20 protein-coding genes and 1 pseudogene are annotated in these 25,150 nt (G+C 55.8%); 11 read left to right on the top strand and 10 right to left on the bottom strand.

Features of this window, described 5'->3' with window-relative positions; genetic code table 11:
- The first annotated feature begins 8 nt into the window (after window positions 1–8).
- Window positions 9–1,169: an amidohydrolase family protein gene (locus ACT3TP_RS16240; RefSeq protein ID WP_444621017.1), complete on the top strand. Its 1,161-nt coding sequence runs from the start codon at window positions 9–11 to the stop codon at window positions 1,167–1,169.
- A gap of 141 nt (window positions 1,170–1,310) precedes the next feature.
- Here ACT3TP_RS16240 and ACT3TP_RS16245 read toward each other — a convergent pair whose 3' ends face one another.
- The 4 genes from ACT3TP_RS16245 to ACT3TP_RS16260 all read right to left on the bottom strand — a co-directional run bounded on the left by ACT3TP_RS16245 (window position 1,311) and on the right by ACT3TP_RS16260 (window position 5,438).
- A complete protein-coding gene (locus ACT3TP_RS16245; protein ID WP_444621018.1) occupies window positions 1,311–2,687 on the bottom strand; it encodes an ATP-binding cassette domain-containing protein in 1,377 nt (458 codons plus the stop codon).
- Between the two features lie 5 nt (window positions 2,688–2,692).
- The gene (locus tag ACT3TP_RS16250; RefSeq protein WP_444621019.1) at window positions 2,693–3,451 is read right to left on the bottom strand and encodes an energy-coupling factor transporter transmembrane component T family protein; all 759 of its coding nucleotides are present in this window, start codon (window positions 3,449–3,451) and stop codon (window positions 2,693–2,695) included.
- Between the two features lie 7 nt (window positions 3,452–3,458).
- Entirely contained in the window at window positions 3,459–4,265 is an 807-nt protein-coding gene (locus ACT3TP_RS16255) for an ECF transporter S component (protein ID WP_444621021.1), read from the bottom strand.
- A gap of 117 nt (window positions 4,266–4,382) precedes the next feature.
- Entirely contained in the window at window positions 4,383–5,438 is a 1,056-nt protein-coding gene (locus tag ACT3TP_RS16260) for a nucleoside hydrolase (protein ID WP_444621022.1), read from the bottom strand.
- A 638-nt stretch (window positions 5,439–6,076) separates the two neighbouring features.
- Between ACT3TP_RS16260 and ACT3TP_RS16265 the strand changes: the two genes are divergently transcribed.
- The 5 genes from ACT3TP_RS16265 to ACT3TP_RS16285 all read left to right on the top strand — a co-directional run bounded on the left by ACT3TP_RS16265 (window position 6,077) and on the right by ACT3TP_RS16285 (window position 13,374).
- On the top strand, window positions 6,077–8,713 hold the full coding sequence (locus ACT3TP_RS16265; protein ID WP_444621023.1) for a Z1 domain-containing protein: 2,637 nt from the start codon (window positions 6,077–6,079) through the stop codon (window positions 8,711–8,713).
- On the top strand, window positions 8,710–9,699 hold the full coding sequence (locus ACT3TP_RS16270; RefSeq protein WP_444621024.1) for a PD-(D/E)XK motif protein: 990 nt from the start codon (window positions 8,710–8,712) through the stop codon (window positions 9,697–9,699). The genes ACT3TP_RS16265 and ACT3TP_RS16270 overlap by 4 nt, the downstream gene beginning before the upstream one ends.
- Before the next feature lie 116 nt (window positions 9,700–9,815).
- On the top strand, window positions 9,816–11,672 hold the full coding sequence (locus tag ACT3TP_RS16275; protein ID WP_444621025.1) for a hypothetical protein: 1,857 nt from the start codon (window positions 9,816–9,818) through the stop codon (window positions 11,670–11,672).
- On the top strand, window positions 11,669–12,547 hold the full coding sequence (locus ACT3TP_RS16280) for a hypothetical protein (RefSeq protein WP_444621026.1): 879 nt from the start codon (window positions 11,669–11,671) through the stop codon (window positions 12,545–12,547). Before ACT3TP_RS16275 ends, ACT3TP_RS16280 begins: the two co-directional genes overlap by 4 nt.
- Window positions 12,544–13,374 (top strand): hypothetical protein, encoded by an 831-nt coding sequence (locus tag ACT3TP_RS16285; protein WP_444621028.1) that lies wholly within the window; start codon window positions 12,544–12,546, stop codon window positions 13,372–13,374. Before ACT3TP_RS16280 ends, ACT3TP_RS16285 begins: the two co-directional genes overlap by 4 nt.
- A 60-nt stretch (window positions 13,375–13,434) precedes the next feature.
- Here the strand turns inward: ACT3TP_RS16285 and ACT3TP_RS16290 are convergent, their stop codons facing one another.
- Window positions 13,435–15,063 carry a hypothetical protein gene (locus ACT3TP_RS16290; protein ID WP_444621029.1) on the bottom strand — a complete coding sequence of 543 codons (1,629 nt, stop codon included), beginning with the start codon at window positions 15,061–15,063 and terminating at the stop codon, window positions 13,435–13,437.
- A gap of 212 nt (window positions 15,064–15,275) precedes the next feature.
- On the opposite strand from ACT3TP_RS16290, the gene ACT3TP_RS16295 reads away from it, so the two are divergent.
- Window positions 15,276–16,238 carry a DNA cytosine methyltransferase gene (locus ACT3TP_RS16295; RefSeq protein ID WP_444621030.1) on the top strand — a complete coding sequence of 321 codons (963 nt, stop codon included), beginning with the start codon at window positions 15,276–15,278 and terminating at the stop codon, window positions 16,236–16,238.
- A gap of 109 nt (window positions 16,239–16,347) precedes the next feature.
- Here the strand turns inward: ACT3TP_RS16295 and ACT3TP_RS16300 are convergent, their stop codons facing one another.
- The 4 genes from ACT3TP_RS16300 to ACT3TP_RS16315 are packed head-to-tail and all read right to left on the bottom strand — an operon-like array spanning window position 16,348 to window position 20,499.
- The gene (locus tag ACT3TP_RS16300; RefSeq protein WP_444621031.1) at window positions 16,348–17,670 is read right to left on the bottom strand and encodes an MFS transporter; all 1,323 of its coding nucleotides are present in this window, start codon (window positions 17,668–17,670) and stop codon (window positions 16,348–16,350) included.
- 5 nt (window positions 17,671–17,675) lie between these two features.
- Window positions 17,676–18,824, bottom strand: a complete 1,149-nt coding sequence (dgoD, locus tag ACT3TP_RS16305) for a galactonate dehydratase (protein ID WP_444621033.1) — start codon at window positions 18,822–18,824, stop codon at window positions 17,676–17,678.
- Window positions 18,821–19,465, bottom strand: a complete 645-nt coding sequence (locus tag ACT3TP_RS16310) for a 2-dehydro-3-deoxy-6-phosphogalactonate aldolase (protein WP_443453573.1) — start codon at window positions 19,463–19,465, stop codon at window positions 18,821–18,823. The genes dgoD and ACT3TP_RS16310 overlap by 4 nt, the downstream gene beginning before the upstream one ends.
- A gap of 41 nt (window positions 19,466–19,506) precedes the next feature.
- Complete coding sequence (locus ACT3TP_RS16315; protein ID WP_441687466.1) at window positions 19,507–20,499, bottom strand: 2-dehydro-3-deoxygalactonokinase; 993 nt, start codon at window positions 20,497–20,499, stop codon at window positions 19,507–19,509.
- Window positions 20,500–20,649: 150 nt separating this feature from the next.
- Between ACT3TP_RS16315 and ACT3TP_RS16320 the strand changes: the two genes are divergently transcribed.
- The 3 genes and pseudogenes from ACT3TP_RS16320 to ACT3TP_RS16330 all read left to right on the top strand — a co-directional run bounded on the left by ACT3TP_RS16320 (window position 20,650) and on the right by ACT3TP_RS16330 (window position 22,725).
- A complete protein-coding gene (locus ACT3TP_RS16320) occupies window positions 20,650–21,447 on the top strand; it encodes an IclR family transcriptional regulator (RefSeq protein WP_444621034.1) in 798 nt (265 codons plus the stop codon).
- Between the two features lie 41 nt (window positions 21,448–21,488).
- Window positions 21,489–22,336 (top strand): annotated as a pseudogene (locus ACT3TP_RS16325) (ISL3 family transposase); the annotation flags it as partial.
- Window positions 22,337–22,404: 68 nt separating this feature from the next.
- Window positions 22,405–22,725 (top strand): hypothetical protein, encoded by a 321-nt coding sequence (locus ACT3TP_RS16330; protein ID WP_444621035.1) that lies wholly within the window; start codon window positions 22,405–22,407, stop codon window positions 22,723–22,725.
- A gap of 119 nt (window positions 22,726–22,844) precedes the next feature.
- Here the strand turns inward: ACT3TP_RS16330 and ACT3TP_RS16335 are convergent, their stop codons facing one another.
- Window positions 22,845–23,291, bottom strand: a complete 447-nt coding sequence (locus ACT3TP_RS16335) for an SRPBCC family protein (RefSeq protein WP_444621036.1) — start codon at window positions 23,289–23,291, stop codon at window positions 22,845–22,847.
- A gap of 107 nt (window positions 23,292–23,398) precedes the next feature.
- Here ACT3TP_RS16335 and ACT3TP_RS16340 point away from each other — a divergent pair, with 107 nt between their 5' ends.
- Entirely contained in the window at window positions 23,399–25,066 is a 1,668-nt protein-coding gene (locus tag ACT3TP_RS16340) for a DUF7800 domain-containing protein (protein ID WP_444621038.1), read from the top strand.
- The last annotated feature ends 84 nt before the right edge of the window (window positions 25,067–25,150 follow it).

Consider the following 25,150-nt stretch of genomic DNA (forward strand, 5'->3'; position numbering starts at 1 on the left):
GCTAGGCGTTGAAAACAGTCCCGATCATCATCGAGGGCGGCACGCTCATCGATCCTGCCACCGGAGACACCGTTCAAGACGGCGTGCTGGTGCTGCGCGACGGAAAGGTCGAAGCCGTTGGGACCCGGGAGGCCACCCGGAAGGCGGTGAAGGACGCGGCCGGGCAGGCAACTCACATCGATGCCACCGGCAAATTCATCATCCCCGGCATGGTGGATGCCCACGTGCACGCCAACGGGCTCGAGGACGTCCGCCTGATCCTGCAAAGCGGGGCGACCACGGTGCGCAGCGGATCATCCACCTTCTACCAGGACATAGCGCTTGCCTCGCTGCCGAAATGGAATCCCGGGCTTTCGCCTCGCATGCATCCGGCAGGCTTGTTCGTCTCCCCCGAACAGGGCGACTCGATCCTCGCAGATCCCGACCTGGCTCCGCTGGCCGCCTTGGAGGACAACATCCGCGACGTCAAGGATCTCGCTTATCTGACCGGTGTGAATCTGCGCCGCGGCGCAACGGTCATCAAGACGCGCGCCAATCCGCGCGCGGGGCTGGCCGAGCAAGACCCGTTGGAGCTGGTCTACGACCGGGAGCAGCTATCGGCCATCGTGAAGGCGGCCCGCGGAGCCCGGGTGCTCTGCCACGCATACAGCGCCAAGGGCATTGCCGGAGCCGTCGGCGCTGGAGTGGCCAGCATTGAGCACGGAGTCTTCGTGGATGAACAGACCATCGGCCAGATGGTCCGCCGAGGCACCGCATTCACTCCGACCCTGGCCGGGGTGGCCGGGATGGCCAACTCATCCGATCCGGTGATCGCCGAGCGCGGCCGCGAGTTCGGCCCGGTACTGGCGCAGGCCGTGCGCGCGGCCAATGAGGCTGGAGTGCTGGTGGTCGCCGGGACCGACTCGTTCGGCACGGATGTCATGCCGGTCGGAGTGGAAGCAAAGGCGCTGGAAGACGCTGGGCTCTCTGCGCTGCAGGCGCTGCAATCGGTGACCACCCGTCCCGCGAAGCTGATCGGTGTCGAGCGTCAAGGCGTAGGCCAGCTGCTTCGCAAGGGTGTGGCCGATGTAGTGATTCTGGGATCGAATCCGCTCGAAGGAACACAGGCCCACTCCCAGGTTCAGGTGGTCATTGCCCAGGGGAAGATCGTGCGCAACGAGTTGAACTGATTCGCCGGGCCCGGTCACCGCACAGCGCTGCACGTTGCCGTTGGACAACCTCCCAGCTCGATTCACATTTTTCAGGTGAATTGAGTTGGGCGAAAGTTTCCGAGGCAAAGAAATGGGGGCCTATTTCGCGGCAAAAAATTCCTACGACAGCTGGTGCACCCTGTGCGCGGTGAGCGACATGAACCGCTCATCATGGGATGAGAACAGCACCGCTCCCCCGCGTTCGAGCACCGAATCGATTGCCACGTGCAGGCATCGAAGCCCAGCCGAATCCAGTGCCTCCGTTGGCTCATCGAGAAGGAGCAGCTGCGGTTCGCGCACCAGAACGGTGGCCAAGGCAACGATCCGGCGGGCCGAAGCCGGCAGCTCATAAGGATGGGTCTGCGCATAGGATTCCAAGCCCAGCTGTTCAAGCACCAACGGCACACGGGCGCGTTGGATGCTCTTCTTGGGAAGGCCGAAAGCGACCTCGCGGGCTACCGTACGTTCGAAGAGCTGGTCCGAAGGATTCTGCAGGAGCATCCCAGCATCAGCTGCCACCTGCACTTTTCCGGCATCTGGCTTGATCAGCCCTGCGGCGGCTTTGAGCAGCGTGGTCTTGCCCGTTCCGTTGGCGCCGGCCAGCCCCACGCATTCTCTGGCTCGGACTTCGAAGTCAAGGTTGGAGAGGACCGGGGCGCTGGCACCCTTGTATCCGAGCTGCACGCCGGCAAAGTCCAGCAGGGGCTTTGCTGCTGCGATGGATGGTCTTCTTGGCTTGGAAGGCAACGCAGTGGTTGTAGCGCCTTCAACTGCAGGCCGCAAAGTTCCGTCCGCCAAGTTCCACAGGGCATCCGCTTCGGCTGCCCATGATTCAGTTGCCCGGCTCAGCACCACAATCGCGGTGCCTTCGGCGCGCAGTCGCGAAATCATCGCGGTCACTGTCTTAGTTGCCCTGGAATCCAAACCGGCCAGCGGTTCGTCGAGCACAATGATGGACGGTTTCGCGGCGGACAGTGCAGCTAACGCGACGAGGCGTTCCTGGCCTCCTGAAAGCTTGGCGGGGTCGCGTTCCAGCAGATGTTCCAGGGACAGCCGCGTGGAAAGCTCGGTTATGAGCTCTGCCATCTCTACGCGGGGCATTCCTTCGTTCTCCCGCGCGAAGACCAGCTCTTCTGCAACCGTCTGGCGAATCCTCGAAAGGTAGCGCCCGGCATCCTGGGGCAGCAATCCCACATGCCTGGCCCAGCCTGCTATGTCGATTCGTGGCGAATACTCCGGAGAAAAGTCGATCCGTTGCCCCGCCAGGATGACCGTTCCCTCGCACTGGTCCGCTCCCGGCCGCGGCAGCATGCCAGCTAGTACTCCGCCCAGCGTGGACTTCCCGGATCCAGAGTCACCGGCAATGACAGTCAGGGACCCCGGGAAGAATTCCATCTCGATCTCGCGCAAGGCATCGGAGTGCGCCTCGGAGTAGCGGAAGCTTTCCAGCCTGAGGTTCAGCGCCGCCGTAGTTCCGGCAGGCGTACGATGCTCCATATCCATCATGAGGCTCCCCCGAGTGGCACCAGAATCGCTACCGGCACCAGCACCGAACACAGCAGGGCAACCCAGCGGACTCCCCGCTGGATCCGCGAGTCGGAGACTAGGCGTAATCTGCTGTGCTCACCGCGGGCGGGAAAACCGCGTGCCGCCAGATGAACCGAACGGTCATGGGCATCTTGCACCGAGGAGAGCACCAGCGGCACAGCACGCAGCCTCAAGCGCTGCAGCCAACCGGCCAAACCACGGCCGGTTCCTGCTTTCCGCAAGGCCTGGGCTTGCCCGATGGCATGCTGCTTTTCCATCATCTGCGGAAGAAGAAACAGCGTGGATGCCAACAGGTATCCCGCCTGCGGCGGAGCCGGAGACAAATCGATGGCTGCCACCAGCTGGTGCTTATCGATCAGCAAACCGCAAAGCAAACCGGCCACCACCAGCACGGAGGTACGCAAAGCCAACGTCATGGCAATCTCTAGTCCCCCAAGCGTCAGGCTGATTGGCCCCCATGCTGCGAGCACCGCCGAAGTTTCCTGCGAAGCCAGTCCATGGATCATCAGCAAGGACAGGAGAGTAGGGAGCATGATTGCACCGCTGAGCGCCGCGAGTTTGCGGGCCTTGCCCGCAACTGCGCCAATGGCCAGGCAAAGCACTATTACCGCACAGCTCAGCCACCAGCGGCTAGCAGCCGTGGCTATCGCAACCGTGAGCACGGCTAGGCAAAGCACGGTAAAAGGATGCAGCTCAGCGATGCGGCGCTTCATGGGTGGCCTACTTGTTTCCGCTCTTGTCCAGCACCTTGTAGCGGCGGATGAATTCGAAGGAACCACTCAAGCGCTTCGGCAAGGCGAAGACCAGCAGCGCTGCGATGAGGAAGACAATTGCCTTGTCTCCTGGGTCGGAAATCAGGGCCTGCTTGGTGACCGCGGAGAGCAGCGAATCCCCCATGGAGCGGAAGGCCGCAACCACTGCGCCGGTACCGACACCCGAGGTGCCGCCATAGACGAAGGCAGCCACCGGGGAGGAAACTACGCCAACCAGTACGCCGGAAACCAGGCCCGCGATCGGGGCAAGGTATGGCCGGCGCAGGGCGCCGTAGCGAGCGGCGGTTCCCGCAAGGAAACCGACCAGAGCGGCTCCAGCAGCAAATGGCAAGACGGTGGGGGCAAACAGCGACCAGATCAGCGTGCTGAGCACACCGGTGGCGGCACCGGCACGGCGGCCGGCCAGGAAGCCCACCAGCACGGTGCCGATGGAATCCAGGTAGAGCGGGACCATGGCGGACCCCACGAATTGGCCCAGGATGATGTTCAGTGCCAGTGCGACCGGGATCAGCGTCAGAGCGGAGACCGGCAGGTCCGGCAGCACAGCGAGCAGCAGCAGGACGGCTGCAATCAGGTAGGCGGCGAAAGTTGCCAAGGCAACTCCCTGGCCCAGACCCTCGACGATTCCCGCGGGTTGGGTGATGACCAGGAACAGGTAGGTTCCAACGAGCAGCAGGGTTCCAGCTGCGCCGAGCACCCTGCGACGCAGGAGCTGGGTCGCTGATGCTTCGGGCAAAAGAAGGTTCGGTGACATGATGAGGCAATCCTGAGGATACGAGTTTGGCTGCGCGCAGGATTGCTCCCGCAACGCGCGAATGGCGGGTCTATGTCACCTCGACCCGGTAGACGATTCTAGCCCACCTGCCTGCGCTCAGGAATTCCCGTTGAGTTTCCTTGCCAGCGCACCAAGGCGCTGGACCAGCTCGGCGAACCCTGCTTCGGGGTCATTTGCCACGACCACCTGGGCATTCGCCGGCTTGCCCCACAGCCCGCGGAAATCGGCCACGGTGGTACCAAAGAGCAATGCCGATTCTGTCTCAACGTCCACCGTTGCGGGACGCGTTTCGTAATCCAAGGTTCCTGCTGCGACCCCGGCTGCAAAGTAGTCGTGCACGTGGGCAATGTACCCCTGGTCGTAGTGCCTGTGGAATTCGAAGTAGAAGCGCAGGGCATCGGAGAGATAACGCACCAGCGGATTCGATGACGTGCTCAATGTCCCTTCCGGGTCGCTGGCCTGGACGACTTCGGGTTCATCGCATCCAGCTTCAGTGGAGAGTCTCGTAAGGAATTCCGGCTGCATTTCGAAGCGTTCCGTGGTGTCCAGAGAACAGACAATCGGCAGCTTCGAGGAATCCAATCCTTGTTCAGCGGCAGCAGTGTAGGCAGCAAAAACTTCCTTTGCCGCATGCGGATCCACGTGGGTGTTCCACTCGGCCGTCGGCGTTGTATTCCCTTGGTAGTAGAAAGCACCACCCATGATCACAACTTTGCGAAGCAGCCACGGCAGCTTCGGTTCACGGCGCAGTGCTAAAGCATAGTTGGTCAGTGGCGCGGTTAGCAGAACAGTCAGCTCACCTGGATTGGCACGAGCAGCCTTAATCCAATAGTCAACAGCGTCTTGATCAGCTTCATAGTCTGGCCCGGGGTCTGGAAGGGTCGCGTAACCAACACCTTGAGGTCCATGCGTTTCCGGAGTCGTAACCAGCGGGATTTCCAGTGGATCGTGTGCGCCGATAAGAACTGGAACTTCTGGCTTTCCACAGAGCTTGAGCAAGGCGCGGTTATTCGCCACAACCTGCTCGGCGTCGACGTTGCCTGCGGTGCTGGTTACCGCTTCGATCTGCACGTGATCAAGAGAGCATAGATACGCGAGGGCCAAGGCATCGTCGATGCCGGTGTCGTTATCTGTCAAGATCTTGCTGGTCATCTAAGCTTTCCCGACGTTGCTGAAAAAATATGAAACACGATTCCTCTGCTAGATGGCAGTACAAGAATCCACGAACAATCTACTTTGGGGCCCACTGGCTACTTTCAGAACCGTAGAGCAATTACGAGTGCTACGACAGCTTACGCAACCTCAAAGCCACTACACGTCAGGAGTGACTCCCCTACGTCGCATGTACTCAACTGACACTTCAGGGAATGTCTGACAAATTCCTTCCAATAGCCCTAACACAGAATCTTCATCAAACTGCATCGTTTGGCTGACTTTTGGCTTGGACGCGCGCAGGTCTGAGCCAAAGGTAGAAACCTGAAGGAACTTTGACTCCCCTAAGGCGACTGTGCACCACTGTGCGTCAACCTCGGTCGGATGAACATTGCTGTCAGAAGCAACGTACCTAAAACTGCGAATTCTTGCCATGCTGAAAATACTACCCATACGGCCTACGAATCATGATCACGCGAAAAGTTCATTATTGTTTCACTGATTGTTTCATCAGCTACGTCGCCCTCTTGTCGAAAAGTCTCAATAAAAGATTTTTGCCCTGATCAATCCAAATTGTCGGCACCCTGAATACAATGGTAAAAACATCAAGTTTTCCGTGATTGAAAAGAGATTTTGATTTGAAAGACGACCAGCTCTTTGCCGTCCAGGCCGCGCTCGATGGACTTCTCTCCAGGGGAAAAACGTTCGACGAGGCCACCCAAGAGGTGGTTCTAATGCTCGAGCCGTTTGTCCCCGACGTGCGAGAAGCAGTCATCAAGATAATTGGAAGTCGACGCGATGAAATCACTCGACGCGAAAAACTACGCGAAGCTGATGGCAACACGTCTACAAGTCGAGATGTACTAGAGCTTGGGTGGTACACGGGCCCGAAAGAGAATGGTGTCTGGTCCAGCCTTCGAGACCGCATGCAACAGACCGGATTGGGCGATGCGATTGACGAAATTGACAAGTCAACCGACGCCATCGTCTCCTCACTGGCCGAGCCTAGGGTTTACGATGCAAAGCGGCTGGGACTTGTTGTCGGAAACGTACAGTCAGGCAAGACAGCGAACTTTTCAGCAGTGATCGCCAAAGGCATTGACGAAAAATATCGCTTCGTGATCGTTCTTTCAGGAATTCACAACAATCTACGCAAGCAAACTCAGGAACGTCTAGAACGAGACCTCGGCATGGACGGAGGGAGCCAGGGTTGGTACCGCCTAACCGACCCCGAAGGCGATTTTGGACGCACCCACATTCGCAATGCCGGCGTAGTAGTTTCCACACATGAAAAAATCATTGCTGTTGTAAAGAAAAACGGATCACGCCTACAGAATGTACTAGACTTCTTGCGGTCCGTCGACGAAAAAACTCGAAAAAATACGCCAATTCTCATCGTGGACGATGAATCGGATCAGGCTACTCCCGATTCTTCTGCCAAGCCCGAAAATGATCCGACCAAGATCAACAAGTTGATGCGTGAAATTTGGGCTGAAGTGCGCAATGGAACTTACGTGGGATACACCGCGACGCCATTCGCAAATATCCTAATGGACCCGAATAGCAACACGCGTGGCAACGGGCTTCAGCAACTGTACCCTAAAGACTTTGTCCACGTTATGAGGACGCCTAAAGCCTATTTTGGTGCTGAGCGTATCTTCGGGCTAGAAAGCTCACCCGACGCTAATATTCCCGATGTTATCCGCGCAATTCCCAAGGATGAGCTCGAATTCTTGACTCCCGCTAAGGGCGGAAGTCCTAGCGTTACCGAGTCTTTGGAAGACGCGATTCGCTGGTTTGTTGTTTCTGCCGCCATCCGCCGTACGCGCGGGCAGGTCAAGAAGCATTCGACAATGCTCATACACACTACCCATCGCGTCAATCCACATTTCGCAATGCGTGACGAGGTGAAAGCCTTTCTTGCCCCACTGCAACGGGCTGCACGCGAGGAAGAGGTAGATTCTTTTCTCGATACTTTCCACAACGAACGTGACCGCGCTGCTGAGCTTTACACTGGCGAGATGGACGCCCCCAGTTGGCAGTTGGTGAAGGCAGAAATCCCAAATGTTCTGCGTGCCATCAAAGTCTCCGTCGACAACGGTTCAGCTTCCGATGCAGAACGGCTGAACTACCCTGACGACAATCCTCAGACAGTCATTGTCATTGGCGGTGGAACGCTGTCCCGTGGTCTAACTCTCGAAGGATTATTCGTTTCGTATTTCACACGGACTTCCAGTACTTACGACACATTGCTTCAGATGGGACGATGGTTCGGTTACCGTCTTGGTTACGAAGACCTTCAAAGAGTTTGGCTGAGTCCTGGCCTCGAGGACGACTACCGGTTCCTGGCTACCGTGGAAGAAGACGTTCGGCAGGAAATTCGCCGAATGGCCGGTTCCAATGAAACTCCGGAGCAAATCGGTGTTCGAGTTCTGTTGCACCCCGGAAGGCTTCAAGTTACCAGTGCCGCAAAAATGAAGCATGCCACCGTGGCCGAGGTTGATTTCGAGGGAACACGCCTCCAGACAACGCTTTTTGATGTCACTAATGTAAACGTCCACAACGAAAACGTGAACGTTGCTCTTCAGCTACGGCAAGCTCTGGCGCCGTACAGAAAGACTACTGGATCCATACTTTACGCTGATGTTCCAGTCAATGAGCTCGAAGTTTTCTTCAATGACTTTGTTGTCCACTCACGATTCGAAGAGAATTTCAAGAATGCTTATTCGTGGGCTACCGAGAACATGCCTCAGAAGACATGGAACGTGGTCATTCCTGATGGCAATGAGTTGAAGCCCTTTGACTTGATCCAGCGCACACCAATCGGCGAGAAAAACGCCGCGGACTTGTCGCACATTAATATTCGGTCTCTCATGTCTGGTGGAGACATTCTTCGCGACTTCGAGGAATACTTCGGTAAGAAACATGATTTGGGTTCAAGTCCGAAGCATAACGAGCAGTTAGATTTGCGACGCGATCGCGACGGTCTCGACGGCCGCGGGCTACTCATCTTGTACCCAATTTCTAGGACTTCAAAAGTCCAGGGCGAGAGAAAACACCGTCGCGACATGGATGACGTTCTACAAGAAATCGCGCCTGAACTACTAGAAGATCCAGATTTGCCGATTATGGGTGTCGCATATATAGCCCCCCTGGACAGCCGAAAGGAACTCGAAGTTCGGAGGGGAACTCGGATCAGGGTGGTCCCTGAGTTCAGCGAATCTCACGACGAAATTGATGACATCCTAGACAACGAAGGAAGCTACGCAGGATGACAGCCCCAAGATCTCGCGAATATTTCTTAGAGCTGAGTAGAGCACACTCCCGGCTCGATAAGAATGAAGCGGATGTCAAGATTATTCTGGGGCGAGAAGCTCCCCATCGTGCATGGGTCGGGTTTGATCGCATCGGAAACTCAGTGGCCTTCTTCGAGGCGCCTGGCGAAACAGTTCGTTCTTTTTCCGTCAGTCAAGTTATCGATGTAACCGCTACTGAGGTTGCTGTTGACAGCACCGGGGAAAACGTAAGCTGCATAAAAGTTGTTTGCCATGAGTCTCGACTGAACGAAGTCTTTTATGTGTTCGTGGACGAACTGCTGGAACGACTACTAGGAGAAGCTAACCCCTCCGCAGTATTACAAGAATCGGCGTCTGATTGGCGGCGTTTACTTCAACTCGCTTCGACCAAGTTCAGCATCACCGCAGCGAGTGGCCTCTACGGTGAGCTCTGCTTCCTGGAACAGTCAGTGGCCACTCTGGGACCAGGTGCACTAGAAAATTGGCAACGCACAAAATTTGATGTCCATGATTTTGTCTCTTCACGTTCACGCGTAGAAGTGAAGACGTCAAAATTTCAGACCGAATCCACAGTTGCTATTCACGGCCTAAAGCAACTGGCTGCGCCACTAAGCGCCACGTTGACGTTGGCAGTTGCAGAAATCGACAGCAACAGTGGCGAGCGTTTAGACGATGTTATTGAACGTCTCTTCTCTTTAGGAGTTGACCGTGACCTATTGGTCGACAAATTGGAAAACGTTGGCTACGTAATTGGCATGCCAGATGCGCAGGATTACCGTTTCGACATCGTTTCATGGCGATTCTGGGAAATCACGCCCGACAGTCCCGTGTTGAGCATGACTAAGCTTTCGCAGGCCATTGCTGATGCAGTTTCGAATGTCAGTTACAAACTTCACCTCGCTGCACTTGGAGAATCTGACTCCAAATTTGACCATAATCGCCTCGCTACTGAAAACGGTGAATAGTTATGCCTCTCACTTCGCTGAAACGATTCTCGAAACCGCGGGGGGCGGGCGACCAGACAAGTGGCGGGCGCGGGAAACTCCTACGCCCAACGTCGGATCTCTCCCGCGTTGGGATTGTGGTAAGAGAAACTCTGCAGAATTCTTGGGATGCGCGAGATGAAGATTGGGATCCGGCCTATGGCGTACGCGTCTACAAAGTAAATGAAGGCGCGCGTAAGGTCTTGCGCGAACAAATCTTTACGGATTTACCTTCTTCATTAGGCGACCTAGGAACCAGTCTCAATAACCCCAATCTTCACGCAATCGAGATCTACGATCGTGGTACCACGGGTCTGAACGGTCCTTACCGCGCTACAGAGGTCGCTGAAGAGGGTAAGCCCAATAACTTCAATTCTTTTGTCTTTGATATCGGAACAACCAAAGCGTCGGAGTCTTCAGGTGGAACCTTCGGTTTCGGTAAGACTGCAACGTTCGAAGTCTCCCGTGTGCATAGCGTAGTTTATTGGACCCGTTGCCTAACCGACTCAGGCCAGTTTGAGCACCGTTTGATCGCAGCGTCGTTGCACGAACCCTACGCAGAAAACAAGCAACGGTTTACGGGGGCGCATTGGTGGGGCAATCTCGTACCATCGACTTCGAACCCGGCTCTGGACGATATTGTTCCCATTGTTGGGGATGAGGCCCAGCGGCTCGGTGAGTTGCTATTCCATGTACCCTTCGGAGACGAAGGCGAATTCCACGAAACAGGAACTTCGATCCTGATCCTAGAACCAGTTATCTCGGTTGAAGACGTTGACTACACTGGCGCAGAAGTCGAACAGGCACCACTCGTCCAGGTAGCTGTCGAAACTGACGATCACGTTTCTGAATTGCTAATACAGATCTCTGAAGCTTTGTCTCTTAACTCGTGGCCCAAAACCATTCCTCTAGACAATGAAAACGCACCGATGCTGATTGAGCTGTACCGGAATGAGGACGAGCTCGGGGTGGCAGATCGGATTCGCCAGGAGAGTGAAATATATGCAAATGCGCTTATTCATGTCAGGACGAAACAGGGACAACAATCCTTTGAAGATGAACGCGATGTTCCTTCCGGAATCCTAGACCAACGAACCATAGAAATCACCCTGCGACCGCCCAAGAAGCCGGGTATTTCACATTCAGATTATTTTGGTACTCGCCGAGATCGGATCGTGGGTCATCTCCATTTGTCTCTTCGGCTCAAGACGCCGGAAAGTGCGCCGCAATCTCATCACCAGAACGCGCTGTGCCTTATGCGTTCCGAAGCGGAACTCGTTGTGTACTACGACGAATTCGCTGAATTTACGGATGAAAATATTGAATGGCACGGAGTTTTCAAACCGACGCCAGAGTGCGACAAGCACTTCAGCGCTTCAGAGCCGCCAACCCACGACAGTTGGACTCCCCGTTCAGGAACTGACAATGAGATTTCGGCGTACGTGGTTAGCCGCGCTCTGAATAATATTCGGCAGAAAACTCGTGAATTTCTATCTGCCCATCAGACTCCGCAGAAAGAATCCACCCGGTCGGTTCGAGAGGTCGCGAATGGTCTGCGTGAATTCGTTCCATTCGGAAAACTTGATGACCCGGAGGGAGGCACTTCAGCGAGTACTGGTCGCGGTGCACGCTCCAAAAAGTCTCGTCCGGATGTAGGAGTCGAAGTGCTAGGAAGCGAAGCCACAAACGATCGACTAGGGCAACAACTACAAGTCCAAGCCAGTTCGAAATCCGGTAACAGCGTGCTTGTCAAAGCAGACATTTTTGCGTTGACAGCCGAGGGCCGGATGAAGCTCACTGATGAAGAAGCAGAAGTCGTTTGGCTCAAAGATGGAATTCAAGTTGCACAAGGCAACAGATATACCGTGCCGAATCATGGCGTAGTCGACATCGCGTTTCGAACGCACGTTGTGGCTGCTCTCGAGGTTGATCTGCAAACGGAGGAAATTAATTGAGTAAGTTCACTTTCTACCCTTACCCCCGGCTGCAGTCGGTCCAATGGTCAGAACTGTCAGCTAACTTTGATGGTGAACTATACGCATTTGAAAAACTCCCTGACGTCTGGGACTCAAATTCCGAAGTTACTTTTCGAGTTTCCGCAAGTGTCGACAATGAGCTCTTCGAGACCGTCAACGTCGACTCCAGCTCTTCTCTCCTCGTCATCGAGGTCACCTGTCGAGATACTGCATATTCGCTAACAATGGAAGCTTCATTCACGCGCAAAGTCGATATTCTAGATGCCGTTGCTGAAATTACTGTTTCCGGCAGTTCAGTATCCGAAAGCATTGAACTATCAGCTTTCATAATCGGCCCCGTTGACGAGCAACCCTGGTTGCGACGAGCTGTGCTGGCAGAAGGTCCAAGCTCACGTGTGGCGTTAAACTCTGATCTTGTCGGGTTCCCTACGAGTGCGTTTTCATTCGTTGAGGAACATCTTCCACCGGCCCCTTGGAGACTTGCCGTGACCGCTGAAGACATTGAGGCCCCATTTGCACATTCAGTGCGCCTAGAACTGAATGAAGATTTCCAAGTAGTGCGCGACCTCATCGCTGGCAAAGCCAACCCTTCAGTACATGCTGATCTGGTATCTTCGATCACCCGCGTTCTTATAGGCACTATCGCTGGTATTAAGAATTCGACGAGCGACTCACGTATGGCGGCTGAGGTTGCGAAGGAAGCCCCAAATTCTATCGTCGCGGCCGCGGCACGGGCCTCCGAGCAATATCTGAGCAGCACGATTGATTCAGCGATAAGCATGTATTTCCGACAACCTGAGCTTTTCGATTACAAGTTATTGACCGGTTCAGATCTATACAGGATGAAATCATGAATGCTCTACGATCTTTTCCGCGGCTCGAATTCAAAGATGCAAATAAGCTACGCCATGCGCTGCTTAGCCGTACGCAGCTTCCAACCTTCGATCGGGCTCTTTTCGAAGAATATCTGTTCAGCCCAAATGCTTTTCCGGCAACAGGTCCCGTTCGAATTCAGGACGATGAACTACTGAAATTCAGAGATTACTGCGTAGCAGCAACCGAAGAAGCATCAACTTCTGGGGGCGACTTCAAAGCAGAATTTGATTTGGCGGTAGGGAGGCAACTATCGAATTGGGCTCCAATTGCAGGTAGCGACTTTGGTGTCGTGGCCGTGTGGGATTTCATCACCCTCGTGTTGCTTCCAGACTTGGCGATTCAGAGATTTGATTTGCCAGACGACGACCAAAGCGACAACCGAAGTGCCCGTAGCCGTTTGTCCGGAGGAAATCGACGTCACGTCTTGCAACGGCTGTGGAGGCGACGAGCGGTATTTGGCTCGCAGATCGTCGAAGGTCGAATACTCACGGAAGACGACTACGGTTCGTTACTGGAGCGCAAACTGACCCTTGAGCATCGCCAGCTGGCTCGAAAAGTAGCAATGAAAGTAGCGAACAGTGGAATCCAGGGCTCTGCACGTCGCGACTACACTCGAGCGGTTACGAGAGCGCTTGTGCAGATGTCTGGCGTTGTTCAATTTAGCGATTCGGATCTGCAACATCTTGATTATGCAGTCGAGCATGCTGATTCAATTGCGAGACAAGACAATTCCCGATCAATGGCTGTCGACGTCAACCTACCGGCTGTAGACACAAAGGCGATGCCTAAGGCCAGGTCACGTTGACCAAAGGCGCCGGAACCCAGCTCTTTGGTTCCGGCGCCTCAAAATTTACACGGTGTGTAGTTATTCCTCATCCACCGCAGGTGGCGTCCACAGTTCTCTAAACAGGTCTTGCCTTGGCGGCCAGAGATACTCCAGATCCTCGTCGGTTGCCTTGATGAACTCCATGCCAACGCGTCGGTTTCCTAGTCGCGTTAGCTTAATGCTATCGATTTCAAGCTGGTCAAGCTTGTTGCGATCTAAACGTTCATATTCCCCAAGCTGGAACACTTGCGACAAGATCCATCCACCTAAAATGACCTGGCGATGTTTAGACATCAGTTGCTTGTTGCCATCGCCCGTAAGAATTGCTTCCATCTCTTGACCGGATTGTCTCAGTTCCAGATCAAAAGTTCGGTCATTCTTATCTTCAAATGCCGTTTTCCACTTTGTCCCGATCTTTTGAAGTTTTGAAATGGGCACTCCGTCGTCGTTCACGCCGAAAAAGTCGGGAAATTCCTCATAGAACTTGCGCGGATCAGGAATCTTAATTTCAACTTCATTGACGGGACGTTTGGTATCCGTTCCCTTATTCTTGGGAGCGCCGAGCCTGACGTTCAGCCCTGACTTTGAGTCCACTTCGCCGGCAGGTGTGTCACCGTACTCGGTGAGTCTAAAAATAGGGAAAATAACAGTTACTTCAGGCTTGACCTCACTCGGAGTGCTCTCCCCAGCAGTCGTTCTTGACGAACGAGGTTTGCCCTTCATTCTGGCCTTCGGCGCAACTGTTGCAGGAACTACTGGGATGATTCCAGTGTCCGAGCCGGTCGTTTCACTGACTTCTGGAACATCAGCTTGCTCCACCATCGACTGAGGATCAGCCTCATTATCTGGTTGTTTCTGGGAGCTCAGTTTTTCTTCAGGTTCCAAGGGCAACAGTTCTGCCACGTCATCCTGTATCAACCTGATTAAGGATGCATGAGGTTCTGGAAGCTGTTTTACCGCAAACTCGTCAACGATATCGCCGCCGAAGTCGAAGCCCTTCGTGTGTACAAAACGCATATACAACGTTGAATCCGCGGGCGTGTACTTGTAATCGTTCTTGCCATCACTAAACTGAAGCGAAGAAACACGCTTTGATTCATTCGGCGTCGAAAAGCTGAGATTACTTTCATCCATGAATGAATAATCAGACTCACCCACGTACACCCGTCCGTCCTTAAGTGGTGACAAGTAGTGGTAGAAGATGTTAGCAAATGCTTCTTCTGGTCTGATTCCAGCTCCAGCAAGCAAGTTCTGGGTGGACCTTAGCTTCTGATTTCTCAACTCGGCAATTCTGGCAATGAGCTTCTGGTACTCGCCGCCTTTGATCCATGCTGTCCATCCTTCGGTCGTTGCAACACTCTTGAACTGCATGATTTTTTGCATCGAGCTCGAGGAGTTCAGGAACGTCTTGATTCCTACTAAGTCACGTTTCCCTGAAACTGGGCTCGGGACCATTACGTCGTATGGGTCATTGCCTTTGTCTACGACCGAACCATTGAAGAATCTAGCGAAGGCCGTTTCCTGATACTTCGACGAGATATACGCCGTATGATCAGCCGTTCCGTCGGCCTTCTGACGGAATAACGGAGACAAAGACCCTAACGCCTTGATTGCCGCTACGTATTGCTCGCGATTGTCCGAGTTGTACTGTTGCCAAATCGTGGTCACTGGACTTCTCATTTCGATGGCTAATAGCTTTGTTTATACAAGTCATCGTAGATAAACACTTCCCCAAATACCAACGATTACCAAAACATGCCACCGCATGTTTACGAGGGCAACAGGCAGGTCTCACTACTGACCTTCACCTCGCCGAATTACTACGGTGAGTTTCATGACAGGAGCAGCTTTTCTCGTATTTGTGTTCTAGAATATAGGTGATGAAAAACAACAGTGAACTCCGTGTAGCAGGCTTCTTCGCAGGCGTCGGCGGTATTGAACGTGGCTTCGATCTCGCCGGGTTTGATTCCGTTTGGTCTAACGAACTAGATCCACAAGCATCGAAAACTTATTCGACTAATCACGCAAGTGAACTTGTGGTGGGCGACATTGGTAGCGTTGATTCCGCGGATGTTCCCCCTGTTGAAGTTATAGTCGGTGGCTTTCCCTGCCAGGCTTTTTCCGTTGCGGGACACAGAAAAGGGTTCCAAGATGAACGTGGCGAAGTCTTCTTCGAACTTGCGCGCATCATTCGCGAGAAGAAACCCGAAGCGATCTTCATCGAAAATGTAAAAAACTTGCAGGGGCATGACGGAGGCAACACCTTCAAGGTCATCATGGCCAACCTCGAAGATGCCGGTTACCACCTGACCAGCAAGGTCTTGAACGCCGCCGAGTACGGAAATGTCCCCCAGAGCAGGGAGCGAATATACATCGTGGGATTCCGCAATGAGCAGGTTACCCAGCGGTTCGTATGGCCAGATAAGATTCCTCTGACCAAGAAGATTTCCGACATCGTGGACCTCGACAAGAAAGTAGACGACAAGTTCTACTATACTGCCGAGAGTTTTCCTCGTTATGCCGAAATTGTTGATGAGATAACCGACCCGTCCACTGTCTACCAGTGGCGCCGGCAGTACGTCAGAAAAAACAAGTCCAACGTATTCCCAACGCTGACCGCCAACATGGGGACCGGTGGCCATAACGTTCCGTTGGTTCTAACTAAGCATGGCATCCGTAAGCTAACCCCTGAAGAATGCTTCGCAGTCCAGGGATTTGAGGATATTCGTCTCCCTGAAGGTATGGCACGCTCGCACCTATATAAACAGGCCGGGAATTCCGTTGTCGTCCCCGTGATCGAGCGCATCGCTCGTCAAATGAAGATCGCACTGACGAACGGCTGACGCAGCATCACAGTTGACGAACGTCGCCCCAGTTACTCGGATAAACGTATTCCTACGATACTCCGAGCAGCTGGGGCGAATTCGTTGTATAGGTACCTTCCTTGTGCGCTTAGCTCTCGACGCGTTGAACCTTTCCAACCAGGAACACGTATGAGAGGATTCCGACGGCTGCAATCACTGTCATGTAAATGAACGCCGGGCCGAAATCGGTGGCCGAGACCAGCAGGCCGATCACGATCGGTGTGGCAATCGAGGAGAGGTTGCCGATGAAGTTGAACATCCCGCCGGTCAAACCGATCAGGCGCGACGGCGCCAGCGCGGACACCAGCGACCAGGTTATCGATGCCAGCCCATTGCCGAAGAACGCAATGGACATGAAGGTGATGACCAGGGCAGTGCTATCGGTGAAAATCGCACCAATCATGCTCATCGAGAGCAGCAGCCCGGTGATGATCGGCAGCTTGCGGGAAGTGCCTAGGCTTATTCCACGCTTGAGCATGAAATCAGAGAGAACACCACTGATCAGTACGCCAGCCAAGGCCGCAATGAATGGCAACGAGGTCAGGAATCCGGTCTTGATGTAGTCCATGTGACGGTAGGTCACCAAGTAGGTGGGGAACCAAGTCAGGAAGAACCACAACGTGGAGGTCAGGCAGAACTGGCCAATGTAGATGCCCCAGAGCTTGCGGCGTCCCAGCACCAGAGCAAAGTCAGCCTTGCTCAACTTCGGTGCGGCCGTCTTGGTCTTGGCGCTGCCTAGATCAACTAGTCCGCCACCTTCACGGATGTACTCAATTTCAGCGGCGTTGGCCTTTTTGGAATCCACAGGGTTTCGGTACATGAAGAACCAGATCAAACCCCAGATGACGCCAACGCCACCAGTCACCACGAAGACCCAGTGCCAGGTCAATGCGTGCTGCAGCCAGATCAAAGCTGGAGTCAGCAGCGCGAGACCTATGAACTGGCCCGAGGTGTAGAAGCCAATAGCGGTGGCGCGCTCTCGTTCAGGGAACCAGGCAGTGACCACCTTGTTGTTGATTGGGTACGCAGGGGCTTCGAAGCCACCGACGGCCATTCGCAACACGATCAAAGCAATGAAGCTTCCGGCCATACCCATGAAGATCGTGGCCACCGACCACAGCACCAGGCAAATTGGGTACAGCAGACGAGGCTGAACTCGGTCTACCAACCATCCGCCGGGTAGCTGCATGGCCGCGTAGGTCCAGCCAAAGGCAGAGAGCAACAGGCCTTGCTGTGCCGTGTCCAGGCCGAATTCTTCGGAAATCAAGGGCGCTGCAACCGAAAGGTTTGAACGATCCATGTAGTTGATAACTACGGTCAGGAACAACATGAACGCTACGGCGTAGCGCATCTTTGTGGCTTTGTCAGTGCTCTTGAGTGTTGCAGCTGACGACACTGTCGACTGAGACATACGATTTACCATTCTGCGAAGGATCCGTCCTTGTGACGCCAAATTGGGTTGCGCCAGCGGTGGCCTTCGGCTGCGCGTTCAATGACGTACTCTTCATTTACATCAATGCCCAGACCAGGACCGTCAGGGATGGCGACCATGCCCTCCTCGTAGGCGAAGACCGAAGGATCATTGACGTAATCAAGGAGATCGTTGGATTTGTTGTAATGAATTCCCAGGGACTGCTCCTGGATAAAGGCGTTGTACGCACCGGCATCGATCTGCAGGTTTGCTGCCAGGGCGATCGGGCCAAGTGGGCAGTGCAAGGCGACTGCAACGTCATAGGCTTCAGCCATCGCCGCAATCTTGCGGGCTTCGGTGATGCCGCCACAGTGCGAGGGATCCGGCTGAATGATGTCCACCGCTCCGCTGGCCAAGACATCCTTGAAGTCCCAACGGGAGAACAGCCGCTCGCCCAAGGCAATCGGAGTACTGGAATTGCGCAATGGCTCCAGCATGGAGTTCACGTTTTCACTGAGTACCGGTTCTTCAATGAACATCAGCTTGAAGGGCTCTAGTTCCTTGAGCAGGACTTTGGCCATTGGCTTGTGCACTCGACCATGGAAGTCAACGCCGATGCCTACGTTCTCGCCTACTGCGTCTCTGACAGCCTGAACGTTCTCCAAGCACCCCTGAACCTTGTCCCAGGTATCGATGTACTGGAGTTCTTCGGTGCCGTTCATTTTCACTGCAGTGAAGCCACGTTCAACAGCGGCCTTCGCGGCGGCTGCGGTATCCGACGGGCGGTCGCCGCCAATCCATGAGTACACGCGGATCTTGTCGCGCACCTTGCCACCGAGTAGCTCATAGGCAGGAACCCCAAGGGCTTTGCCCTTGATGTCCCACAGCGCCTGGTCGATGCCGGCCAGGGCGCTCATCATGATGCCGCCACCGCGGTAGAAGCCGCCGCGGTACATTACCGTCCACAGGTCCTCGATGTTTCGCGGATCCTGGCCGATGAGGTAATCCGAAAGTTCCTCAACTGCTGCGGCAACAGTGGATGCTCGGCCTTCGAGTACTGGCTCGCCCCAACCGACAATTCCCTCGTCGGTTTCGATCTTCAGGAACAACCAGCGAGGTGGCACCATGTACGTGGTCAGTTTTGTAATTTTCATGCAGACTTCCTCATCTCATGGATCGTTTGGTAGGCAGAGACAAGATTGCCTGCCCTCGTTTTCAGGTCTTCAAGGCTTCGTCCGGACTTGTAAAGGGAGGAGCCAATGCCAAAACCTGTGGCTCCGGCTTCCAGCCATTGCGCCATGTTCTCCTCGTTGATGCCCCCGACAGGGATCAGGCCAATGCCGGAGGGAATCACGGCGGTCCACGCCTTGAATCCCGCCAGGCCTACTTGCTCGGCAGGGAAAATCTTGACGTTCTTCGCTCCGGCTTCAATGGCATCAAAGGCGTTGCTCGGAGTAGCAGCACCTGGGAACGAATCCATGCCCAGCGCCACCGTTTCTTGGATAACCCGCACGTTGGTGTTTGGGGAAACAATGATTTGCGAGCCCGCCTCGTGGCACGAGCGAACTTGGTCTACGGTGAGCACAGTACCTGCACCAACTACTGCGTCTTCAGGTAGCGCACCGCGTAGAATTTCGATGCTCTTCAAGGGCTCCGGGGAATTCAGCGGTACCTCCAAAGACCGAAAACCGCTGGCATAGAGCGCTTCACCAACGCCTTGAGCTTCTGAAGGACAAAGGCCTCGCAAAATGGCTACGAGTCCGGCAGCCTTCAAAGTTGTCGTCAGTTCATTCACGGCAAAACCTTTCTTGATAAATCGTGTGGCAAGTTGGTGGCTCAGACCGAGGCGGTCTGCAGGCGGCCTTGTGCGCTTGCAACGGCCCAGATTCCCCGAGGGGCTGTGCCTTGCAGTTCGCGCACCTGATCAATTCCGAAAATATTCAGCGCCCTGGTGTACCTGGAGCTGAGTTCTTTATTGCCGCAGATGGTCAGCGACAGGGCGTCGTTGGTGGCTTGCTTGCCAAGAACGGAACGGATTTCAGCACCGATCATCAGGCCAGAGAGATAGTTACTGACTTCGTTTTTTTCCAAACGCTCGGTCAGAACCAAAGTTCTCGCGGAGAAGGCCGTGAGCATCAGATCCGCAGCGCCCTCGCCCGATTGCGATACCTTCACGCCTCGCTCAAAGGCCGACCAATTCGCCGATGGTGCTGGCTCGATGAGCTTGGAGAGGATGGACTGGGTGCTGAGCAGTGCAAACGTCTCACCTGTCATGGAAGTGCAGAATTCGGTAATCGTGCGTCCGGAGACCTTGACCCATTTGGAGTGCGTCCCCGGGAGCAGGAACAGCTGCTCTTCGGAGTCATCTGCGTTCAGGGCGGCAAGATCAATGGCACCGAGGATTTGAGTTTCTTCGCCCCGCATGACGTCTGGAAGTTCTTTGAGGTCCAAGACGCCGGGGATGATCTGCATCGTTCGGCCCGGAGCGATCTCCACTGATGCCAACTCGAATTCTGGATCAGCCAAATTGGCTGGAACTGGTCGGTAGGCCGCTTCGGTCCAGCCCTGCTGACTGCCCACCATTCCGCAGGCGATCACGGGGACATTCTCGAAGTTATCCAGCCAATCGCCGCACAGTTCGGTCAGCGTCGCCTTGAAGGCCTCATCGAGGGACTGGGTCTCGGCTTGCGCCTTCGAGGCCACTTGCATGATGCCAAGAGCTGCACTGCGTTCCGCCACGATGTGGCCATCGGCGCCCATGAGGTAGGCGCGCGCGGACGTAGTTCCCCAGTCCAAGGCGATCAACTGGGCTTCGGCGATGTTTGTCATAACTCCTGTTTTCATTTCATGGACTGCACAAGATCGTTCAGCTGTGCTCCCCTTCACATCTGAATAGTGTCGGAGGTATCCCAATAGTTCAAAAGACGTTGTATATAGTGGGATGAAATACTTTGATCTTTTCATACCAAGGAACACGTCATGACCATGAATCCCGAACCCACCACAGACGATTCAATTGACGCTCCTCCTCCGGGCACGCTCACACTTGCTCGCGGACTGGAGATTCTGCGCGCTGTTGGCCGCGGTGCTACGAATCTGAATGAAGTGGCAGCCGCAGCCAATATCGGAAAGAGCGCTGCGCAACGCATGGTGAAGCTCCTGGTGCAGCGCGGATTCCTGCGCAGCACCCATGGCACCGATTTCAGCCTGGGTCCGGCACTGATCGAGCTGGGTTTCCATGCCCTCTATCAAAGCCCGGTCCCTGTTATTGCGAAACCCATTTTGGAAGAGCTTGCCCGCAAGTACCAGGACACGGTGCATCTAGCGGTGGAAGACGAAGCGCAGGTGCTTTATGTCGACAAAGTCCCTGGAACTCGCGGCGCACAAATGCGCTCACGAGTCGGACAGCGCATGCCTCTAAGCCGCACCGGCATCGGCAAAGCGCTCCTGCTTGATACTCCCCTGCGCTGGGAATCCACCTTTGATTCCGAGTCGCCTGTAGAACAGGCCTCTCATCAAACCAGGGAGGTGTTCCTGTCCAGGATGAAAGCCTACGCAAAAGAAGGCATCGCCTTGGATCTGGAAGACAATGAGCCTGGCATCCGATGCGTCGCCGCACCGATCCGCGACGGCAGTGGCCAGATCATCGCCGCCATCAGCATGTCTGCCACTAATCCCTACATGCCTGACGAGCGGATGAAAGCGCTCAAGTCCGTGATGGGATCTACCGCCACGCAAATTTCGCGCAAGTTGGGCTACTCGGGCAAGACCTTCTAGGACGCTTCGCATTTAGAGCGCGAAACGGCAGTCCATACCTAGATGTGGACCGGATGTCCCTCCGCCTATTCGACATCGACAAGCACCGATTCCGCGAAGTCCGCCACGCTTGGGACAGGACTAGGAAAGTCGTGCGGATTGAGCCCTGGTCGATCGTGGTTACTGATCTGGATAACGGAAAGAACTTGGATACCGTGGACGGTCGCCGTGGCACCGCAGTGAAACGATGGTAGAAATCCCGGCCACGGTATTGGTATCAAAGTGTGCAGTACGTCGCAATCTACAAGTCATCGGAATTCTGCAAGGCGGTGCGAGATAATCTGCCGAAGGCTAAGGTCAGCGTGGATCATTTCCACGTGATTCAGCGGGCGACTCTGATGATCATGCAGGTCCGCCGGCGCAGCTCCCACGAAGTGCACGAGCGTCGCGGCCGGGCGGCTGATCCGGCCTTACAAGTACCGGCAGCTGCTGAGCTGCAACTAGGAGAACCTGTCGATCGAGCAGGTTGAACGATTGAAGGTGATCATGGAACTGACGCGGAATTCGGGGTGATTCATGCGAACAAGGAGCGCGTGCGGCAACTGTTGAAAGCCGCGGATACCCATGAATTCCAATCCAGATGGGCGGTGCAGGAGAAATCCCTGATAACAACAAAATGGTTGAGGTGAAGTCGATGTACCGCACATTCGCTGCGTGGAGGAGTGAGTTTTTGGTGTTCAGCCGAACGAGGCTGACGAACGCCAGGAATGAGGAAGCGAATCTGACAGCGAAGAACCTGAAACGGATTGGTCGGGGTTATAGGAATCATGGGCATTATCGGCTTCGGATATTGTTATACACGGCAGGGTTGCTGCCCTGCCGAGCACTCTGCACCACGCTTAACTTTTAAGAGCCCGTGAAGACCTTTCTTGTGGCGCCCGGCCGACAAGCACCCCGGCCAGGAACGCCACCGCGCTCATGTACCAGTTATTCGTCGCCGCCAGGTTGATCCCGGGGGTTAGCGCCACCATCGCCGCATCTCAGAGCCTGCACCCAGCAATCCGGACCGCCACCTACAAGAAGTTCAGATCGAAGAATGCCAGCGCCCAGTCGAATTCAGTTCCCGTGGTGGCGGACGCGTTCTCGGCGAACCTGCAAGCGTCGAAGAGCGCGGTCCAGTCCGAACAGCAAGGTTCAGGTGTAGGCGTTCTTGAAAGCGACGGCCACCAGTGCGACCACCACGTTGAGGAGCACCAGCACTCTCTCGATGGTGAGGAAGCCCGGGTCGATCCGCCCTGAATTGCTGTGTATTCGGATCAGATCGCCGATGAGCTCGATGAACTTGCGCAAGCATGCGTCGTTGCGGCTGGGCGCGGTGTTTTACCTCGTCTTCGACGAGCTGCTCAGAGCAAAGTCCCTCACTCGGTGGCGCCGGGGAACTGCGCGGCCAGCCGTTCCAGGGTGCGTTCCATATTGGGTCCGGTGCTCCGGGTGAAGCCCATCAGCCGCAGCAGCCATTGGTGCCGCACCCGGCTCGCATCCCAGGTTTCGCTGACCATTGTCCCTGGCCCGACAGCTTCCAGCTTGTAGCGCCACCGATGCCCGCTGAAGTGCCGCCAGGCGATCTGCCGGTCTTGCTCGAATTCCACCACGGTATTGCTGATCCGGTACGGGACCCCCAGGCGCATCTGCATGCCGAACTCGCTGCCCAGGGTGAGCTTGCTTCCCTTCGCGTTCGAGGCCCGCACCGTTCCGGAGCCGTCGATGACCGGGTGCATGGCGGGATCGGTGAGCAGTTCGAAGATCTCTCGGGGCGCGGCAGCCACGAGGCGGCGGCGGGTTTGCAGATACGGGGATTCACTCATCAGCCCATCCTATGCAGCATCTGATCCCGTGCCCGGCAGCCGGGCCTATCCCCAACGATGTTGTTGTGCCATTCTTGGTTGACCTGCACCCCCAGGAAGGGAAATCGATGAGCCAGCAAGACGATCAGGACCTTGTACTCGGCCCGATGCTCCGCCACGTGGATGCCACCTCCGCCAGTATCTTGGTGGAGACCGCGCGGCCTGGCACCGTCGAGGTCCGTTGCGGTGAATACACCTGGCGTGCGCCGACTTTTGGTGCCCACGGCCACCACTATGCGTTAGTCGAGGTGACGGGGCTGGAGGTTGGAAGCGTCAATCCCTACAGCGTGCATCTCCAGGGGAGCGCTATCTGGCCGCGCGAGGATGGCTTCCCCGAATCGATCATCGCCACCATCGACCCCGCCAAGAATCCACGGCTGGCCTTCGGGTCCTGCCGCACCAGCATTCCGCACGACGCGGCGGGCAACCGCAAGCACGGAGTGGATGCGATGCGCGCCTATGCCCTGTCCATGGCGGGCCCGGGGCACGGACCGTGGCCGGATTTGCTGCTCTTCCTCGGGGATCAGGTTTATGCGGACTCCACCAGTGACCAGATGCGCGAGTTCATCCGCAGCCGGCGCGATATCAGGGACGAACCCGGGGCGGAGCTGAAGGACTTCGAGGAATACGCCCACCTCTACCGGTTGGCTTGGTCGGACCCGGCCAACCGTTGGCTTCTTTCCACCCTGCCCAGCGCCATGATCTTCGACGACCACGACATCCGCGACGATTGGAACTCCTCGCTGCGTTGGAAGCAGGACATGGAGCAGAGAAGCTGGTGGCACCAACGCATTGTTGCGGGCCTGGGCTCGTATTGGATCTATCAGCACCTGGGCAACCTCTCCCCCGAGGGGCGGGCTGCAGATCCACTGTGGCAACGCATCGCGGCCCACACCGGCCCCGAAGAACTGGATATCACTGCCGACTTGGACCGGTTCGCCGAGCGCGTCGATGCTGCACCGGAAGAATACAGTTTCAGCTACTGCCGCGACTGGGATACGGTGCGGCTGATCGTGGTGGACTCCCGTGCTTCCCGCAGCCTTGACCCCGAAGCGCGTGCGCTGCTCGATCCACCGGAAAATGCGTGGCTCGACGAGCACATGCAAGGCGGATTCCGCCACCTGCTGGTCGCTACCTCACTGCCCTTCCTGCTGCCCATGGGCCTGCATCATGTGGAAGCGTGGAACGAGGTCTACTCCTCCGGAGAACGCGGCCCGGCCCGGGCGTGGCTCGGCGAACGACTGCGCCGGACCGTGGACCTTGAGCATTGGGCGGCGTTCCAACAAAGCTTCCAGGACGTCGCCCGGTGGGCCACCGAGGTCGCCGATGGCGAGCGCGGCCCCGCCCCGCAGTCGGTCACGTTCCTCTCCGGCGACGTGCATTTCTCCTACGTCTCCGAAGTCGAACGCGAGAACGGGAGCAGGATCCTGCAAGCTGTGTGTTCGCCCATCCGCAACCCACTGCCCCGGTTGATGCGCTACTTTGCCGCAGCCTTGGCCTTGGGGCCGGCCGTCCCGTTCGGGGCTTGGATGGCGCGCAGGGCACGTGTGCCGGACCCGCCCTTTGACTGGAGCCTCGTCAAGGGTCCGTGGTTCGATAACAACCTGGCTATGCTTCAGGACACCGAGGACGGGCTGGTGATCAGCTGGGTCACGGGGGTGGTTGAGCACGAAGACCATCTGCACCCGAGGTTGGAAACTGTCGAAGTGGCAGCGATCGAACCGCGCGAGGGCTGAGCCGGCCGTCAGGTACCAGGGTATTGGCGGCTTCCCGCCTCAAGAAACAGGGAAGTTCACGTTGACCGAGTGCTATCAAGCACG

Origin of the sequence: Glutamicibacter sp. AOP38-B1-38 (assembly GCF_052377485.1) — a bacterium.
In the GTDB taxonomy this organism is placed as follows: domain Bacteria; phylum Actinomycetota; class Actinomycetes; order Actinomycetales; family Micrococcaceae; genus Glutamicibacter.